The following is a 16,362-nucleotide window of genomic DNA, read 5'->3' on the forward strand; positions in this document are numbered from 1 at the left end:
TAAATGCTACTTGTTTACCAAGTCGGTTCAGTTTTTTTTCACTTAGGATACTTTTTAACTTATTAATAAAAATGTTAGCATTCATTTGAAGCTCTTTTCTTGATTCTGTGGTTTGTGTGGTAATAACAATTTGATCATGAATTGAGCTTCAACTCAATTTCTTAAGATCTTACCTATGACATTACCGTAAGCACCTGTCATCCCAGCTATTTGCCCAGTTAAACGACGCTTAATTAGCGGTACTACGGCAAATACAGCGCCTTCACCTGCTTGCACAAAGAACGAACATGCCATAGCCGCAACAACTGCAAGCCATAAAGGCCAAGATGCATCAACCAAACCCATTACAAAATAACCAACAGCAAGACCTGTCGTAAGTACAATAAGTGTTATACGACGACCTAATTTATCTGAAATCCAACCGCCACCTGGGCGAGATGCTAAATTCATAAATGCATAAGCTGAGGCTAAAATACCCGCGTACACCATATCAAGCGCAAACACATCCATAAAAAATAGCGGTAACATAGATACAACCGCAAGCTCAGAACCAAAAGTCGTAAAATATAAAATATTTAAAACAGCCACTTGCTTAAACTCATAACGATGCGACTCAGGTACAGGCTCTTTAAAAATATGACCATTTACGTCAAAGGTTTTATACACTTCGTAAATATAAAGCAGAACTAAAAAAGCATACACGGCAAGTACAAAGTTAGCCGAAATTAGGTTAGCACCGGTTGGTGAAAGCTTCCAAGTAAGTAATGCTAGTGCACCATACATAGGGATTTTCATAATAAGAAGTAATACAAAGTCGCCTTTACTGGTTACTTCCATTGCGCCTACTTTTTTAGGCTTAAAGTATGTACCGCCTTTTGGTGTATCGGTTACATTTAAGTACCAAATATAACGCTTAATACACCCGTTAAACCTACAGCGTAACGCCAACCATCTTCGCCACCAAACATAAGTGCAATAATTGGCAATAACATAGCCGCTGCTGCTGAACCAAAGTTACCCCAGCCGCCATAAATACCTTCTGCAATGCCCAGCTCGTTAGCAGGAAACCATTCACTCACCATACGAATGCCCACAACAAAGCCAGCACCAATAAAGCCTAGCGCAAAACGCGCTATAGCGGCTTGTTCAAATGTGGTTGCCATAGCAAACATAAAACACGGAATACTACAGGTAATAAGTAGCGCGGCATAAACAATCCGGGGACCAAATTTATCGGTCAGCATACCCACCACAACACGGGCAAGAATAGTTAACGCTACATTTAAAATTAGTAATGTTTTAACTTGTGCCATGGTAATACCAAGCGAGCCCGCAATTGCACCTAATAAAGGAGCATCGTTAAACCATACAAAAAATGACACAAAAAAGACCATCCAACTTAGATGTAATACTTTCATTTTTCCTTTAAAGGATATTAAGTTAAATCCAGAACTCGGTTGCATGTTTATTTCCTCGTAAACGTATTATTGTTTTATAAATGCCCCACTCTTTTATATGAGTAGTAGCTCAAATTTTGTTAAATTTTAGTTAACCAAACACAGCAATTACTGAGCCACCAATTAAAATCCATATATTTCAGCTAGTTATATGTATTTATTATTTTAATGCGTTATAGTTGCACTATATGAGTGAGGGGGTAAGGGCTGTTACAGTGCAAATAAAAAGCGTTACTACTTGCTCTAGGATTTAACAAATTGGTATTGTTCAAAAAAAGTATGAGATATTTAAAAATGCAAAAAGCACCGTTAACGTACCAACAGCAACTACGCTATTCTCGGCATATTATGCTGCCGCAGCTTGATATAAACGGACAAGAGAAACTATGGCAATCGCATGCTTTAATTGTTGGTGTGGGTGGGCTTGGATGTGCGGTAAGTCAATATTTAGCGGCATCTGGCGTTGGCACGCTTGCCTTAATTGATAACGATGAAATAGACGTGACCAACCTGCAAAGGCAAATACTGTATAAAGAAAGTGATATTGGTAGCTCAAAATGCAGTGCTGCAAAAAAACAGCTTAACGCACTTAATAGTGAAATAGATATAAACACCATTGAGGCATTTTTTGATGTAAATACCTCTACAGAACAGCTATTTAATAACATTGATATAGTGATTGATTGCTCAGATAACCTAGCAACGCGTAATGCACTTAATAGCGCCTGTTTTAAAGCTAAAGTTCCGCTAGTGTCAGGCTCTGCAATACGTATGGAAGGACAAGTCGCGTGTTTTACTATGGATGAAAACAGTCATTGTTATGGTTGTTTATCGCAATTTTTTAGTGAACAAACACAAAGCTGCTCTGAATCTGGTGTGCTTTCTCCTATTGTGGGGTTAATAGGCAGTATTCAGGCAACTGAAGCGCTAAAAATGCTTGCTGGTTTACCCAGCGGCTTAAGCGAACACTTATTGCTGGTAGATGGTTTAAGCATGGAATTTAATCGTTTTAAAATTGCTAAAAATAGTCAATGTGCGGTGTGCAGCATTTAGTTATTCTAGATTACTGATTGTTGTATAAAGCACATCGCCCACTTTAAAGTTATTTTTGTCCCACATTCGTCTTGAAGCCAAGCCAAACAAAGTTTGCCCGTCAACATTAAGCGTTAACTGCCACTTATTATTAATAAGCTCAGCCTGAGTTAATACCGACCTTAAAACATTACTGTGCGTTGTTTGCTCAGGCTTTAACACACTAAACGACATTTGCTCACTTTCTATAATTAGCTTATTACTGCTATCGACAAGTGCAGGAAGCACAAAAAGCGGTTGCTCACTTTGCTGTAATTGAAGTTGATATAGCCCGTAGTCTTTATCAAATTTAACCACATCGTAATTAATTAAGCTCAGCGGTGTTTGCCTGTCGTTTGCGTAAATAGCCTTTGCAACGTGCGCACTTGCACCTTGGTTTATCACCTTACCTTTATCAAGCTGAATAAGGGTATCGCAGCAAAATAGCAGCTCTTTTAATGAGTGACTTACTATTATAAATTTAATATTAAACTTAACGGCTAACTCATTGAGTTTAGTGAGCGTTTTAAAACGCAATGACCAATCAAGCGCACTAAAAGGCTCATCAAGCATTATAAATTTTTGACCGGCAAGCAAAGTGCGCGCAAATACTACACGCTGGCGCTCGCCACCCGATAAGCTTTGTACATCACGATTTAGTAAATCTTGTAATTCAAGTGTTTTAACAACGTATTGAAGCGTTAAGCTGGTTTGCTTATTTTCGCAGTGTTTTTGTGTAAACGCTAAATTACCTGCCACATCTAAATGAGGAAACAACGGGCACGATTGCAACTGAAGCGTTATACCGCGTTTATCACTTGGCAACTCATGCACTGGCTGATTATTAATATGAACACTTTTTGCAGGCTCTAAACCACTAATACAACGCAGTAATGTTGACTTACCGGAGCCTGAAGGTCCGTAAACACCGAGTACATTAAACGACTCAAGCTCAAGGTTTATATCTAAATCAAAATTATTGAGTGCTTTAAAAAGGCTTAACTTAATCATGTTATTGCTTAACCCCTACAATGCTTTTATTAAACTTAAATAACAGCACTAAACAGGCAAACGAAATAGCCAGTAAAATAAGTGAAAGCTGATGCGCCGCCGTATAATTTAACGATTCAACATGGTCATAAAGCGCAATAGACACCACCTGTGTTTGCCCCTGAATATTACCGCCAATCATTAATACCAAACCAAATTCACCCAATGTATGCGCAAAGCCTAAAGCAAATGCGCTACCAATACTGGGTTTTAAAAGCGGGATAATTAAATGCACAAAGCGTTTAAATGGGCTTAATCCAAGCGCAATGGCAGCTTCGTTATAAGTTTGATTAATATGCTTAAACCCAGCCACAAGCGGCTGCATTACAAAAGGCAGCGAATAAAAAAGCGAGCCAATAACCACGCCCTGAAAACTAAACGCAAGCTGCGTACCCGTTAGCCAAAACCAAAACTGCCCAAAAGCGTGATCAGGCGAAAACAAAACAAGTAAATAAAACCCTAACAACGTAGGCGGTAGCACTAAAGGCATTGCAATTAATGCCTCTAAAAATGGTTTAAATTTACCGTTATAGCCAGCGAGCTTGTAAGCCAGTGGAATACAAAAAATAAGAAGAAGTACTGCGGTTATAAAGGCAAGTTTTATAGTTAACCACAGCGCGGTTAAATCACTTTGAAGCATTGTTTTCCTTTATTCTGTAACCTAATTCAATTAACTGTTGCTGCGTAGCTTCTGCCATTAAAAATTGCATAAGTTGCTTAGCGCTAGCACGCTTTTTAGTCGAGCTAATAATAACGCCTTGTTGAATTATATCGGGATATTGATTGGTAGGCAGCACGGTATAATCTAAATATTTTTGATCTTGCGTGTTACTGTAAGCCGCCTTTAATGACGAAACAGCCACCAGCCCTACTCCTACATTACCGCTTTGCACAAACTGAAATGCATGCGTAATGTTATTCCCGTACACATAATTTATTGGTTTTTTAAAATGGTTATTAGCGTAGTGCTCTGAGGCACGCCCGTATGGTGAAAAACGCGGATTAGCAATGGCTACTTTATCATTTACTTTTTCAGCTTTGGGTTGCCACAAAGCAAGTTCGCCTAACGCGTAAGTGATTAAGCTACTTTGCTCGGCATAGCCTTCTTTAATAAGCGATTGCGGACGAAAATCGTCGGCCGATAAAAACACATCAAATGGCGCGCCATGCACTATTTGCGAATATAAAACACCGCTAGAAGCGGCTGATATTTTTACGTCAACATTAGGTAATGGGGATTTTTTTAGTAGGGTTTCCAATACAGTTTTAAAATTACTCGCTACGGCTACTTGCAGCGTTTCTTTTGCGTTTACGCTGCACGAAAGCATGCATATCACACACAAAAAATAACCCAACCATGTATTGTAAAGCTTTGACATTATAAGTATTGTTTCAAAATAAAATGATTTAAGTAAGCAATATATATGAACGATGTTTGCAATGCACCCGGTTTATTACCAATTGAAACTGCAATACAAAATATACTTGGCACAATAACGCCTGTTAAAGACGTTGAAACCATTTCTATAATGCAAAGTGTTGATCGCGTTTTAGCAAGCGATGTTAAATCAACTATAAACGTACCCGCTCATAACAACTCTGCAATGGATGGCTATGCGCTGTGTATTTCAGATAAAAGCTTAACCTACACACAAGTAGGTAGTGTGTTTGCAGGTCAAATTTTTGAAGGAACCCTTACCCCTGGTCAATGCGTAAGAATAATGACCGGCGCCGCCATTGCACCTGGCGCTAACGGCGTTGTAATGCAAGAAAACGCCTCGGTTGATGGCGATAAAATTACGTTTACTGCGCAACCAGAGCTAAATGAAAACGTGCGTTTTGCTGGCGAGGATATTGCTATAGGCGACGTTATTTTAAAAGCAGGTGATAAATTAAAAGCCGTTGATGTGGGATTATTGGCATCTTTAGGAATTGCCAATATAGATGTGGTAAGAACCCTAAAAATAGCCGTGCTTTCTACAGGCGATGAGCTAATTGAACCTGGTCAGCCGCTTAAACAAGGCGCTATTTTTGAAAGCAACCGCGCTGTTATTATTAGTGCGCTACAACAAAAAAATATAGACGTGCTTGATTTAGGAATTATCCCTGATGACAAAGAACTCATTACTAATGCATTTTTAAAAGCGAACGAACTTGCCGATGCCGTAATAAGCTCAGGCGGTGTATCGGTTGGTGAAGCCGACTTTACCAAAGAAGTGCTCAACGAAATTGGCAATATCCACTTTTGGAAAATAGCCATGAAACCAGGCAAACCTTTTGCATTTGGTAAATTAAGTAACAGTTACTTTTTTGGCTTGCCAGGTAACCCTGTGTCGGCTGCTGTTACGTTTAATCAGTTAGTAGAGCCTGCACTGCAAAAGCTGTCGGGTCTTGGTGAAGTAAATCCTAAAATGCGTTTTAACGCTGTTACTACATCCGTTATTAAAAAGCGCCCAGGAAGAGCCGACTTTCAGCGAGGTACTGCAACAACTAACGAGCAAGGTGACTTGGTGGTTGCCCCGTTTAATAAACAGGGCTCTGGAGTGCTTTCGTCGCTTAGTAAAGCTAACTGCCTAATTGTAGTGCCAGCACAAAGCGGCAATATCGAAAAAGGTGCAACAGTAAGTATTGAGTTGCTATAAAGCCTAAAGTGCTACAGCTAACTGTATAATTTAGCTGTAGCGCTGCCACAAACCTTAAAATATTTTTATATTTAATGTTTGAATTAAACAATTTAACTTTTCGCTACGCCCTACAAACTCTTCCTTACTTAATCTATTAACGCACTTCAGCGCGTTTTTAGTCGCAAAGTATCTATCATAACTTAGGCTTCTTTCGCATTTAACACTATACGTTGAGGGCCAAGAGCCACCTGCCCCCGTTGCTATGCCAACAACGTTACATGTAGCGTCTATATACTGCTCCCATGCTTTTATTTGTGCTTTAACTGCATCAACTTGGTAACCATCAGTTAGTTGCGGGTAAATTTCATCCATCATTTTACTGATTTTAATTTTGTATCTATTGCCCTCTAAATTATAAATTTTGCCAGTGTGCATTGCACCGCCTTCTGGCCAACCATCAGCGCTTTGTGCAAATGCGCCAAATGATGAAATAGCAAAAGCAAACCCGATAATAATTTTATTCATTTTTAAATCCTTTTAACAGATACCTGTAGAAACGCTCATAAAAAATGCCGCAGAGCTTAGCTGAGCGGCATTATATTATTCAATAAGCTTTAAAGAGGTCTATTTAAAAGCCAAATATTTTTAAGTGGAAAAACTTAGTCGCCACTGTATTAATAAATATCACAGCTAAAATAACAGGAATAAACGTTGAAAGTGAAAAGTTAACGTATTTTTCCATAAAGCTTCCCGCATAACTAGGCGAACCTAAGCTTAGCTCTTGTGTTAAGCGTGCTTTTTTCCAGCGATACATTACAAATAAACACACCATTAAGCCATTAAGCGGTAAAATTGTGTCGTAAAATACATCAACAATAATATCAAAGAAGCTCTTATTAACGCCGCCATAACTGGTGAACGAAGTAAGGCTGTCAATCATACCAAACGACATTGTACATAAAATAGTAAGTACACCGGTTGAAAGTGTAAGGATGCCCAGTGCTTTTTTACGGCTAATACCTTTACGGTCGCTTAGTGTTGCTGTCGGTACCTCCACTATTGAAACAAGTGAAGTAATCGCTGCAAAAAATACTAATAAGAAGAATGAGAACGCAACAATAGACGCACCTACATAACCAATATCATTTTGCAGTGCTAATAATATTTTAGGTAGGTATACAAAAATCATTGATACGGACGAATCAGAAAGTGCTGATGGGTCTGTATTTGGGTCAAAGCTAAATATCGCTGGCAACACCATTAGCCCCGCTACAAACGCAACGAGTGAGTCAGTAATAGCGACCATTTTAGCACTGCTTACAATGTCATCTTTTTTAGAAATGTACGACGCGTAAGTCATTAATATACCCATACCCAGCGATAGCGAGAAAAACGCTTGGCTTAATGCGCCATTAAGTACACTTGCACTCATCTTAGAAAAATCAGGAATAATGTAGTATTTAACACCGGCCATTGCGTTATCAAGCGTTAATACATAAGTAACTAGAGCTAGTAGCATAACTAATAAAGCGGGCATTAAAAATTTGGCGGCTTTTTCTATGCCTTGTTTAACACCACCTAACAAAATTAAGTTAACGATAATAACCACAACAGCCATATAACCAAACACAGTGTAACTATTAATAAAAACACCAAAGTGGCCAGGATCTGCAAGTAAATCTAAATTACCGAGGCCTGTTTGCGTTAAATAACCAAAGATCCAAACCGTAATCACCATATAAAATACAGCAATCATAAATGGTGTAAGCACCGCAAAAAAACCAGCTAACTTCCATTTTTTATCGTTATTAGATAATAGTTTGTACGAACCAAGTGGATCTTTTTGAGCGTTACGACCCATTGCCATTTCAGCCATCATGACTGGTAAACAAATGAATATGACAAATAAAGCGTAAATTAATAAGAATGCGCCACCACCATTTTTAGTAGCAGAAACCGGAAAACCAACTAAATTACCAATACCAACAGCTGAACCGGCCGCTGCCATTATGAATCCAAGGCGGGAACTAAATCGTTCTCTATTTTCGCTCATGCATAAAACCTTTTTATTATTTTGTATATTTCAGCGACTCTACCAGTGTTACACAGAGGTTTTCAAGCAATTACAGCTTAAAAATAAAATCGAAGTGTAAACCTGTGTAAATACGCTTTTAATTCACCAATTTTCAACGCTGTGGTAGTATTGCGTTAATCAAATTTAACAATTTTTATGAGATTCCTTATGTTGTACATGATTCACTCAACAGACGTTGAAAATAGCTTAGAGCTTAGAAAAGCAGCACGCCCGGCACATTTAGCACGCCTTAGTGAGCTTGATTCACAAAACCGTCTACTTACCGCCGGTCCATTACCGGCAGTCGATAGTGAGGATCCTCAAGAAGCAGGTTTTACCGGTTCATTAGTGGTTGCTGAATTTGAATCAATTGAAGCAGCTCGAGAGTGGGCAGCAGCAGACCCTTACGTTGCCGCAGGCATCTATGAAAATACAATTGTTAAACCTTTTAAAAAGGTATTTCCTGCTTAAAAAGTATTAAACCCTAGAGCGTGCGTTACACTGTAATTCAGGGTTTGTTCACAGGATTTTAATTAAAATTATCAGGATAAAAACGAATTTACCGTTTTTACTTGAATTTTAGTAACTTAGTTAATTAAACTAAGTGAGTCTGGTCTAGGAGTTTTCCATTATGCGCGTATTATTAAGCCTCGGTTTTATTGCTTGTGTTAGCTTAGCTAACTTTAGTCAAGCAGCAACCGCCACCCAAGCATCTCATGCTGAGGTGGACAAAAAGAAAGCCGTAATACTCGCAAAGAAAACAATTGGCGGTAAGACATTAAAGATCACTGAAAAAACAGATTTTTATACCGTACGAATACTCAAATCTGACGGCCACGTCGTTGATTTACATATTAATAAAAAAACCGGCGAAGTGAAAAAGGATTAAAAATGCGAATTTTAGTTATAGAAGACGATTTACATTTAGCAGATAACCTACGTAATGCCTTAGAAAAAGAACGTTACAGCGTGGATTTATGCCACGATGGTGAAGCAGGTCTTTTCCACATTACAGAATACCCGCTTGATATGGCCGTAGTTGATTTAGGTTTACCTAAAATAGACGGTATTGAGCTAATTAATAAAGCACGAGCACAAGGCATTACAATCCCTATTTTAATCTTAACCGCGCGCGATCGCTGGCAAGATAAAGTAGAAGGTTTAGATGCAGGTGCCGATGACTACCTTACTAAGCCATTTCATGTTGAAGAGCTTATTGCCCGTTGTAATGCATTAATTCGTCGCAGTGCTGGTAAAGCAAATCCAGAAATGACTGCAGGTCCAATTAAAATCCATACACGTTCACAACAAGTATGGGTTGATGACAAAGAACTTAGCCTGACAGCTTACGAATATAAAGTACTTGAATACTTAATGGTAAATCCGCAAAAAGTAATTTCTAAATCAGAACTGACTGAGCACATTTACGACCAAGATTTCGACCTTGATTCAAACGTAATTGAAGTATTTGTACTACGTTTGCGTAAAAAGCTTGACCCTGAAGGCGTACTAAACCCAGTAGAAACACTACGTGGGCGTGGTTACAGGCTTAAAAGCCAGTGGTAATACCGCAAATATCGTTAAAAATAAGGCAAGGATTTATCCTTGTCTTTGTTTTGTTAGTCGCACTTCCTATCTTATTTTATTCAATTGGTAAGGCGTATTACGCTTCACTTGTTGATGCGACAGAAAAAACCCTCGAAGCACAACTCTACTCGCTAATATCTGAAGTCGATTTTACTGAGCATGGTATTATTATGCCCAGCACTATTCTAGCGCCTGAGTTAAACAGATTAAATTCTGATACCTACGCAATGATCTACCGCGATGATGACCCGGTTTGGAACTCAGAGTCGGCTGTAAATTTAAACTATGTACCTCAACAAATAGAGACCAAGGCAGGTGCTGCCGACTTTAGGCGTGTAGAATATAATAATACCGCTTATTGGCAACTTAGCCTGACTGTAATTTTAAACAACATAGATCAATCAGAACAAGCTCGCTTTATATTAGTTAAACGTAACGACGCTCTACTTCGTTTAATGGATGGCTTTAAGCAAACCCTTGTAGATTGGATGTTTATCATGGGGATTGCAATTGCAGGCCTGATGGCGATTGGTTTCATTTGGAGCGCTCGCCCACTCCAACGACTCGATAAAGAAATAAAAGCGATTGAATCAGGCGATATTCAAGAAATTAAAGGCCTCTACCCAGTAGAACTGCAAACAATAAAAGCAGATCTAAACTTGCTACTTGAGTCGCAACAACGCCAAAAGGAACGCTATAGAGCCTCATTGAGCGACCTTGCTCATGCACTCAAAACGCCGCTGGCTGTATTAAAATCAAGTCCATTGGCAAACGATGCCGATGCACAAGAACAACTCGACCGCATTAATGTGATGATCGAGCACCAATTAAAACGTGCTGCAACAGGCGCATCAGACACGTGGAAAAAACAAACCCCTGTTAAGCCAGTACTCGATTCAATACTCAGTGCTATGGCAAAAGTATATCGTGATAAAGATATTATTTTTAGCTGCACTGTAACTGAAAAAGATTATTTTTTAGGCGATCAAACAGATTTAATGGAATTACTCGGTAACTTGATTGATAACGCGTGTAAAGCATGTCGCTCGCAAGTAGAAATACAAGTAATCCAAAGTAAAACCCTGTGTATTGGAATTAGCGACGATGGTCCTGGCGTGCCAGAAGATAAGCGCGAATCTTTACTTACACGTGGTACTCGCCTCGATACTTACGAAAGCGGACACGGCGTAGGCATGGCGATTGTATCAGATTTAGTTAAGTCGTATCACGGTACGCTAACCATTACCGATGCTGATAAATTAGCCGGCGCTCAATTTATTTTAGAGTTTAATTACAATGACAAAAAGTAACTATTTATTAAAACTCACTGCCATTGTGCTATTAGCTACAAGCCAGTACAGCTTGGCAGATGAGGCATGTACTTTAGCCGCTAAAGCAACAACCGATGAAGCTAAGCGGTATATTCAATGCCTAGATACCCAAATTGATAAAGCAAAGCAAGTACAAGGCAGTTGGATACAAAAGCGCAAATATGAGCTAACTAAATCACAAGAAATCACAGGTAATACTCAAGTACTTCCGTTATTTATGCGTAGCATTACTAATAGCGAAAAGTACCTGGAGAGCGCCTGCCAATGGCGCTATTTAATAAAACTTCCTAATGCGACAACCGCAGCCATTAGCTATAAACTCTGTGAAATTGAGCTTATAAATCAATTTACAGAATCACTAAAACACCCATTCTAACAAAACTAATTAGTTAAGTTATTCTGTACACTCCCCGCTCCGCTTGACAATTTATTTATATCAAAACAAACTATCTACTAGTAGATTGCTAAATGGGTAATAAAAATGACTAAACCAGTAATAATTATAGGTGGCGGACTTGCCGGCTTATACTGTGCGTATAAATTACAAAAACTTAATATTCAGTTCTTATTACTGGAAGCTAAATCGCTATTAGGCGGTCGAATTTTTGCCGCGCAATCACCAATAAATAACGATGTTAGTTTTGATTTGGGCCCTACGTGGATATTTCCCCACCAACCAAAAATTCAAGCTTTAGTAAAGTCACTCAACTTGAGTATATTTGAGCAATACAACAAAGGTGATGTGTTATATCAAGCACCTAATTCCAAGCAGCCTCAACAAATTGCAGGTGCTGGAGATATGCAGTTATTTAGGCTTAAGCACGGCATGAATACCTTAATAACTGCCTTATACGCGCAACTTAATCCTGATTCTGTGTTATTAGAACACAATGTCACTGAGCTTAAAAAAGGTGATAACAACTGGCAAATTACGGTTAATCACTTAGGTAATATTAAGCACTTTACTACTGAAAAACTAATTTCAGCAGTTCCTGCTCGTATGGTTACAACACACTTAACACCTGAACTATGGGCGACTCCAGCACTCATAAACCGCCTTAGTAGTGTACCTACATGGATGGCAGGACAAGCCAAATTTATAGCTACTTTTGAACATGCATTTTGGCGTGATAAAAACTTATCAGGGCAGTGCTTTAGCCGCGTAGGCCCTATGGTCGAAATTCACGACGCCAGTGCTGAAGATGGCAATTACGCCGCATTATTTGGCTTTATAGGTGTGCCCTACTTATCACGAAATCAAGTAACTCAAGAGCAATTAATTCAAGCCTGTGTCCAGCAGCTTAGCTACTTTTATGGTAAAGATGCTCAAAAGGCAACGGGTACTTTATTAAAGACTGGGCAGACGATAAGTTTGTAGCGGATAGAGACGCTCAAACTCAGCCTTCGCAGCACCCTGAATTTGATTTTTCAGGCTTAGATGAGCAATTAAATAACCTCAATATTCATTTTGTAGCGAGTGAGTTTGCAAAACAAGAAGCGGGATATTTAGAAGGCGCAATAAACGCAGTGGATGACGCTATTAAATTGTTTGTTAATTAATAGCCCTATATTTACTGATAACTTAACCATCAAGGGCTTTAATTTTACAGCCCTTGATGGTTATAGATGTTAGTTATTTTTAGCAACGTCTTCGCCACTGCCCAGTAAAGTGGCAACCCACTTACCTTCTGCACTGGCTTCTAGGGCTATTTTTACAATCATAGTTAATGGCACAGATAAAAGCATACCCACAGAACCTAATAACCAGCCCCAAAATATTAATGATAAAAATACCACTAGCGTTGAAAGACCGAGCCCTTTGCCCAAAAATTTAGGCTCTACAATATTGCCCATTACCGTATTGATTGTTAAATATCCTGCAGCAACAAGTCCTGCTACTAACGGGCCTTGAGTAATAAGCGCAAGTAATACAGCTGGTACAGCCGCAATAATTGATCCTATATTTGGAATGTAATTGAACATAAACGCCAATACCCCCCACAGCACAAAGTAGTCAACGTCTAAAATCCATAAGTAAAACGCAGCAATAATACCCGTCCCTAAACTTACTAGCGTTTTAATTGCCAAATATGAATTAATAGACTCTAAAAAGCGGTTAATTTGCTTCATTTTGCTATCAGGATCTTCAAGTGCCATGTGTATTTTTTTGCTCAGCATTGGCCCTTCAAACAGCATAAAAACAACAGTTAAAATAATTAAAAACATGTTTGCCATTACGCCACCTAAACCGGTGAGCATATTAGTGGCTACATCAACCATTCTACCTGGGTCGAACATATTGATTAATTGATCTTTATTGAGCAATATATTGTATTGAGATGCTAAATCTACCAGCCATACAAATTCTTCTTTGAGTTGTGTTTTATACTCAGGAAGTTGCTGCGAAAAATCATTTATTGATTGCCCAACAAGCCCGCCAAGGCTCACACCTAAGCCTACGATAATAAGCACTACCAACATAACAGCAATACCTTTAGGAATTCGGTAGCGCGCAAAAAACTTAATAAGCGGGTTACAAATAATGGCAATAAACGCTGCCAAAATAAACGGAATAATAATTACACTTGCTGCTTTTATCCCCGCGAGTATGACCACTAAGGAAGCAAAAACTATTAAGCTTTTATTTACTCCAGTTAAACTTGCCAATTTATTAATCCTTTTATTAATTATATGGCCTTAGTGTAAGGCAAAAGGTAATTAAATGAAATAATGACGAAGTGATCATAAAAGCCTGTTTTACGTATAAATTTGCAAAGCTGTTTGCTAGCGAGTATGTTTTTTAATCACTTGCTACTATTTTATTGTAAGGATTAATAATGCATATATTTGTTACTGGCGCGACAGGATTAATTGGTAAGCACTTATGCCCTTTTTTACTTCATCATAATACTGTTACTGTGCTTAGCCGAAATCCGACTAAAGCTAACGTATTACTGGGACATAAAGTTAAAGCCGTAAGCAATGTTAATGAAGTAGATTTTAACACCGTTGATATTGTTATTAATCTAGCTGGCGAACCAATTGTAAATAAACGCTGGAGCGACAAGCAAAAGCAAATAATACGCGACAGCCGTATTGGTATTACACAAAAAATTAGCGAAGCTATTAAAGCTTGTAGCACTCCCCCGCATACTTTTATTTCTGGAAGTGCTGTAGGCTTGTATGGTCGACAAAATAGTAACACTATTGATGAGACCTGTGAAAATCCGCATGATGAATTTAGCCACCAGCTTTGTAAAGACTGGGAAAGTGCAGCTTTACTTGCGCAATCAGAACAAACCAGAGTGTGTCTATTACGCACGGGTATTGTTTTGGCCAAAAAAGGTGGGGCATTAAGTAAAATGCTACCCGCTTTTAAATTATGCTTGGGTGGCCCTATTGGTGATGGCGAGCAAGGTATGTCGTGGATACACATCGACGATATGATTCAGCTAATACTTTTTATTATTAGACATCCTGAAATATCAGGTCCTGTTAACGCAACTGCACCAAACCCTGTGAGCAACGCTCAATTTAGTAAAAACTTAGGCGAGGCGTTATCACGACCTGCATTTATCCCTATGCCAACCGTAGTGCTTAAACTATTAATGGGTGAAATGTCAGACTTACTTACAACGGGGCAATTTGTAGTTCCTAAAAAAGTATTAGCTCATAATTATCGTTTTCATCATCCAGATATTAAATCAGCTTTAGAGAGCTTGGTTTAGCTGGCGTTAATAATTCTTAAGGTAGAATGCAGAAAATTGAAAAGCAATCCTTTTAACCGAATTGACCTTTTCTTATTAATACATAATAATTACACACTTAATTGAATATATATTTCATAATTTTATAATAAAGAGAATAAATCATGTTTCATTTGCCTACTGTGATCTTCCTCTCTTTTATTCTTAACTTACTCATAAGCTTATTCTTTCTCTCAATTTATAAATATAAAAAACAAACATCTTTTCTACTATTTGGTTTAGCCTGTGCCACATTTGCTCTAACAGAAATACTGGCATGTTTGCGCTTATACATAGACTTTCCTTTGATAACCCACTACTTGGCTAGTATTTCTATGATTATGAGCCCACTTTTAATTATTATTGGACTATATAAATATAAAAATATACAGAATATTAGTTTAATGCCTCTTTACTGCATATTTGGGTTTTCTGGTTTATTGTTATTGGCAATTTATCCTTTCGAAGCAGCAAAAATGCTAACGAGCTTAGTAATTGCCGGATTATTTATTTACACGGCGTATTTAATCAAAAGCATGAGCTTTGTTGCTAAAGCCCAGAAAAAGGCGTTGATCACCTGCTTTTTAGTGCACAGCGGTGTTATGTTTTTAAACGTAATATTTCTACTAATACCGGTACTGAGCTCGAGTATTCAGGATGTAGCAACGCCTTTACAAATTGTTCTTATTAGTCATTTACTGTTAGCCACTCTAAGTGCTCTTATACTGCCATTTTTGTTATTTTCTAATAGTGAATACACGCTATCGAACCTTGCGAACACCGACTCTCTTACACAATTATTTAATCGAAGAGGCTTCTTTAATAATGCCAAAGAAACCCTTAAACAACCTAACAACAGTGATAAAAACGTATCTGTAATTATTCTAGATATCGATTTTTTCAAGCGTGTAAATGATAAGTACGGCCACGACACCGGCGATCAAGCAATTAAATGGATTGCGCAGCACATAAAAGAGCAATTTATTGAGGAAGGTATTTGCGCCAGAATAGGCGGTGAAGAGTTTGCTATATTACTACCAGACTATTCTCTACGAGCAGCTAAAGAATATGCAGAGCACTTACGTGAAAATATTTCTAAGCATCCATTTTATTATCAAAACTCGCATATTAACCTATCTGTAAGCGCCGGTGTGAGTAGTGCACTAAATGGTAAAATGAGTGTAAAAGACTTACTGTCGCTGGCTGATAAGCGCCTTTATCTTGCTAAAGAAACTGGCAGAGATAAAGTAGTCAGCTTTGACGAGAAAAACCTCTTAATGCAGTGCTAATTATTTTATAAGTAATTATAAAAAAGGCCCCTCTTATAAAAACGCGGTAACCCTTTGTATTTATAGCGACCAGTTCCTATTAAGTTATATCAATCAGCTCAAGTGTTTATGCAGTTTACCTCTACATAAAAAA

15 protein-coding genes and 2 pseudogenes are annotated in these 16,362 nt (G+C 38.3%); 10 read left to right on the top strand and 7 right to left on the bottom strand.

The genetic code is table 11. The features are described 5' to 3' along the window. Positions 1 to 177: 177 nt before the first annotated feature. Positions 178 to 1,463 (bottom strand): annotated as a pseudogene (locus QL998_RS14470) (MFS transporter); the annotation flags it as partial. 288 nt (positions 1,464 to 1,751) lie between these two features. Between QL998_RS14470 and moeB the strand changes: the two are divergent. Next, positions 1,752 to 2,510 carry a molybdopterin-synthase adenylyltransferase MoeB gene (moeB, locus tag QL998_RS14475; protein ID WP_182198035.1) on the top strand — a complete coding sequence of 253 codons (759 nt, stop codon included), beginning with the start codon at positions 1,752 to 1,754 and terminating at the stop codon, positions 2,508 to 2,510. On the opposite strand, the gene QL998_RS14480 is transcribed toward moeB, so the two are convergent. Genes QL998_RS14480 through modA form a run of 3 tightly spaced genes read right to left on the bottom strand, consistent with a single transcriptional unit; the run spans position 2,511 to position 4,906 of the window. Further along, entirely contained in the window at positions 2,511 to 3,539 is a 1,029-nt protein-coding gene (locus tag QL998_RS14480) for an ATP-binding cassette domain-containing protein (RefSeq protein ID WP_290192944.1), read from the bottom strand. A gap of 1 nt (position 3,540) precedes the next feature. Next, a complete protein-coding gene (gene modB / locus QL998_RS14485) occupies positions 3,541 to 4,218 on the bottom strand; it encodes a molybdate ABC transporter permease subunit (protein WP_007375247.1) in 678 nt (225 codons plus the stop codon). After that, positions 4,205 to 4,906 (bottom strand): molybdate ABC transporter substrate-binding protein, encoded by a 702-nt coding sequence (gene modA / locus QL998_RS14490; RefSeq protein ID WP_290192945.1) that lies wholly within the window; start codon positions 4,904 to 4,906, stop codon positions 4,205 to 4,207. The genes modB and modA overlap by 14 nt, the downstream gene beginning before the upstream one ends. A gap of 96 nt (positions 4,907 to 5,002) precedes the next feature. On the opposite strand from modA, the gene glp reads away from it, so the two are divergent. Continuing rightward, complete coding sequence (gene glp / locus QL998_RS14495) at positions 5,003 to 6,220, top strand: gephyrin-like molybdotransferase Glp (protein WP_290192946.1); 1,218 nt, start codon at positions 5,003 to 5,005, stop codon at positions 6,218 to 6,220. A 54-nt stretch (positions 6,221 to 6,274) separates the two neighbouring features. Here glp and QL998_RS14500 read toward each other — a convergent pair whose 3' ends face one another. Next, positions 6,275 to 6,727: a hypothetical protein gene (locus QL998_RS14500; protein WP_290192947.1), complete on the bottom strand. Its 453-nt coding sequence runs from the start codon at positions 6,725 to 6,727 to the stop codon at positions 6,275 to 6,277. 103 nt (positions 6,728 to 6,830) lie between these two features. Continuing rightward, a complete protein-coding gene (locus QL998_RS14505) occupies positions 6,831 to 8,255 on the bottom strand; it encodes a sodium-dependent transporter (RefSeq protein ID WP_290192948.1) in 1,425 nt (474 codons plus the stop codon). A 189-nt stretch (positions 8,256 to 8,444) separates the two neighbouring features. Here QL998_RS14505 and QL998_RS14510 point away from each other — a divergent pair, with 189 nt between their 5' ends. The 6 genes and pseudogenes from QL998_RS14510 to QL998_RS14535 all read left to right on the top strand — a co-directional run bounded on the left by QL998_RS14510 (position 8,445) and on the right by QL998_RS14535 (position 12,754). Then, positions 8,445 to 8,747 (top strand): YciI family protein, encoded by a 303-nt coding sequence (locus tag QL998_RS14510; RefSeq protein ID WP_024599115.1) that lies wholly within the window; start codon positions 8,445 to 8,447, stop codon positions 8,745 to 8,747. 160 nt (positions 8,748 to 8,907) lie between these two features. Continuing rightward, complete coding sequence (locus QL998_RS14515) at positions 8,908 to 9,165, top strand: PepSY domain-containing protein (protein WP_024594903.1); 258 nt, start codon at positions 8,908 to 8,910, stop codon at positions 9,163 to 9,165. 2 nt (positions 9,166 to 9,167) lie between these two features. Next, a complete protein-coding gene (locus tag QL998_RS14520; protein ID WP_007375447.1) occupies positions 9,168 to 9,842 on the top strand; it encodes a response regulator transcription factor in 675 nt (224 codons plus the stop codon). Next, positions 9,836 to 11,173 carry an ATP-binding protein gene (locus tag QL998_RS14525; RefSeq protein ID WP_076925914.1) on the top strand — a complete coding sequence of 446 codons (1,338 nt, stop codon included), beginning with the start codon at positions 9,836 to 9,838 and terminating at the stop codon, positions 11,171 to 11,173. The genes QL998_RS14520 and QL998_RS14525 overlap by 7 nt, the downstream gene beginning before the upstream one ends. After that, a complete protein-coding gene (locus tag QL998_RS14530) occupies positions 11,160 to 11,570 on the top strand; it encodes a hypothetical protein (protein ID WP_182197708.1) in 411 nt (136 codons plus the stop codon). Before QL998_RS14525 ends, QL998_RS14530 begins: the two co-directional genes overlap by 14 nt. Before the next feature lie 105 nt (positions 11,571 to 11,675). Further along, positions 11,676 to 12,754, top strand: a pseudogene (locus QL998_RS14535) (FAD-dependent oxidoreductase). Positions 12,755 to 12,823: 69 nt separating this feature from the next. On the opposite strand, the gene QL998_RS14540 reads toward QL998_RS14535, so the two are convergent. Further along, a complete protein-coding gene (locus QL998_RS14540) occupies positions 12,824 to 13,861 on the bottom strand; it encodes an AI-2E family transporter (RefSeq protein ID WP_290192949.1) in 1,038 nt (345 codons plus the stop codon). Between the two features lie 170 nt (positions 13,862 to 14,031). Here QL998_RS14540 and QL998_RS14545 point away from each other — a divergent pair, with 170 nt between their 5' ends. Then, positions 14,032 to 14,922, top strand: coding sequence for a TIGR01777 family oxidoreductase (locus QL998_RS14545; RefSeq protein ID WP_290192950.1), 891 nt, complete (start codon positions 14,032 to 14,034; stop codon positions 14,920 to 14,922). A 353-nt stretch (positions 14,923 to 15,275) separates the two neighbouring features. Next, entirely contained in the window at positions 15,276 to 16,229 is a 954-nt protein-coding gene (locus QL998_RS14550; protein ID WP_182197714.1) for a GGDEF domain-containing protein, read from the top strand. Positions 16,230 to 16,362: the final 133 nt, after the last annotated feature.

The sequence above is a fragment of the Pseudoalteromonas sp. APC 3691 genome (genome assembly GCF_030408135.1).
In the GTDB taxonomy this organism is placed as follows: Bacteria; Pseudomonadota; Gammaproteobacteria; order Enterobacterales; family Alteromonadaceae; genus Pseudoalteromonas.

Coding starts and splice junctions, on each gene's coding strand:
- moeB (WP_182198035.1), top strand. CDS start 1,752: ATGCAAAAAGCACCGTTAACGTACCAACAGCAACTACGCTATTCTCGG.
- QL998_RS14480 (WP_290192944.1), bottom strand. CDS start 3,539: ATGATTAAGTTAAGCCTTTTTAAAGCACTCAATAATTTTGATTTAGAT.
- modB (WP_007375247.1), bottom strand. CDS start 4,218: ATGCTTCAAAGTGATTTAACCGCGCTGTGGTTAACTATAAAACTTGCC.
- modA (WP_290192945.1), bottom strand. CDS start 4,906: ATGCTTTCGTGCAGCGTAAACGCAAAAGAAACGCTGCAAGTAGCCGTA.
- glp (WP_290192946.1), top strand. CDS start 5,003: ATGAACGATGTTTGCAATGCACCCGGTTTATTACCAATTGAAACTGCA.
- QL998_RS14500 (WP_290192947.1), bottom strand. CDS start 6,727: ATGAATAAAATTATTATCGGGTTTGCTTTTGCTATTTCATCATTTGGC.
- QL998_RS14505 (WP_290192948.1), bottom strand. CDS start 8,255: ATGAGCGAAAATAGAGAACGATTTAGTTCCCGCCTTGGATTCATAATG.
- QL998_RS14510 (WP_024599115.1), top strand. CDS start 8,445: ATGTTGTACATGATTCACTCAACAGACGTTGAAAATAGCTTAGAGCTT.
- QL998_RS14515 (WP_024594903.1), top strand. CDS start 8,908: ATGCGCGTATTATTAAGCCTCGGTTTTATTGCTTGTGTTAGCTTAGCT.
- QL998_RS14520 (WP_007375447.1), top strand. CDS start 9,168: ATGCGAATTTTAGTTATAGAAGACGATTTACATTTAGCAGATAACCTA.
- QL998_RS14530 (WP_182197708.1), top strand. CDS start 11,160: ATGACAAAAAGTAACTATTTATTAAAACTCACTGCCATTGTGCTATTA.
- QL998_RS14545 (WP_290192950.1), top strand. CDS start 14,032: ATGCATATATTTGTTACTGGCGCGACAGGATTAATTGGTAAGCACTTA.
- QL998_RS14550 (WP_182197714.1), top strand. CDS start 15,276: ATGATTATGAGCCCACTTTTAATTATTATTGGACTATATAAATATAAA.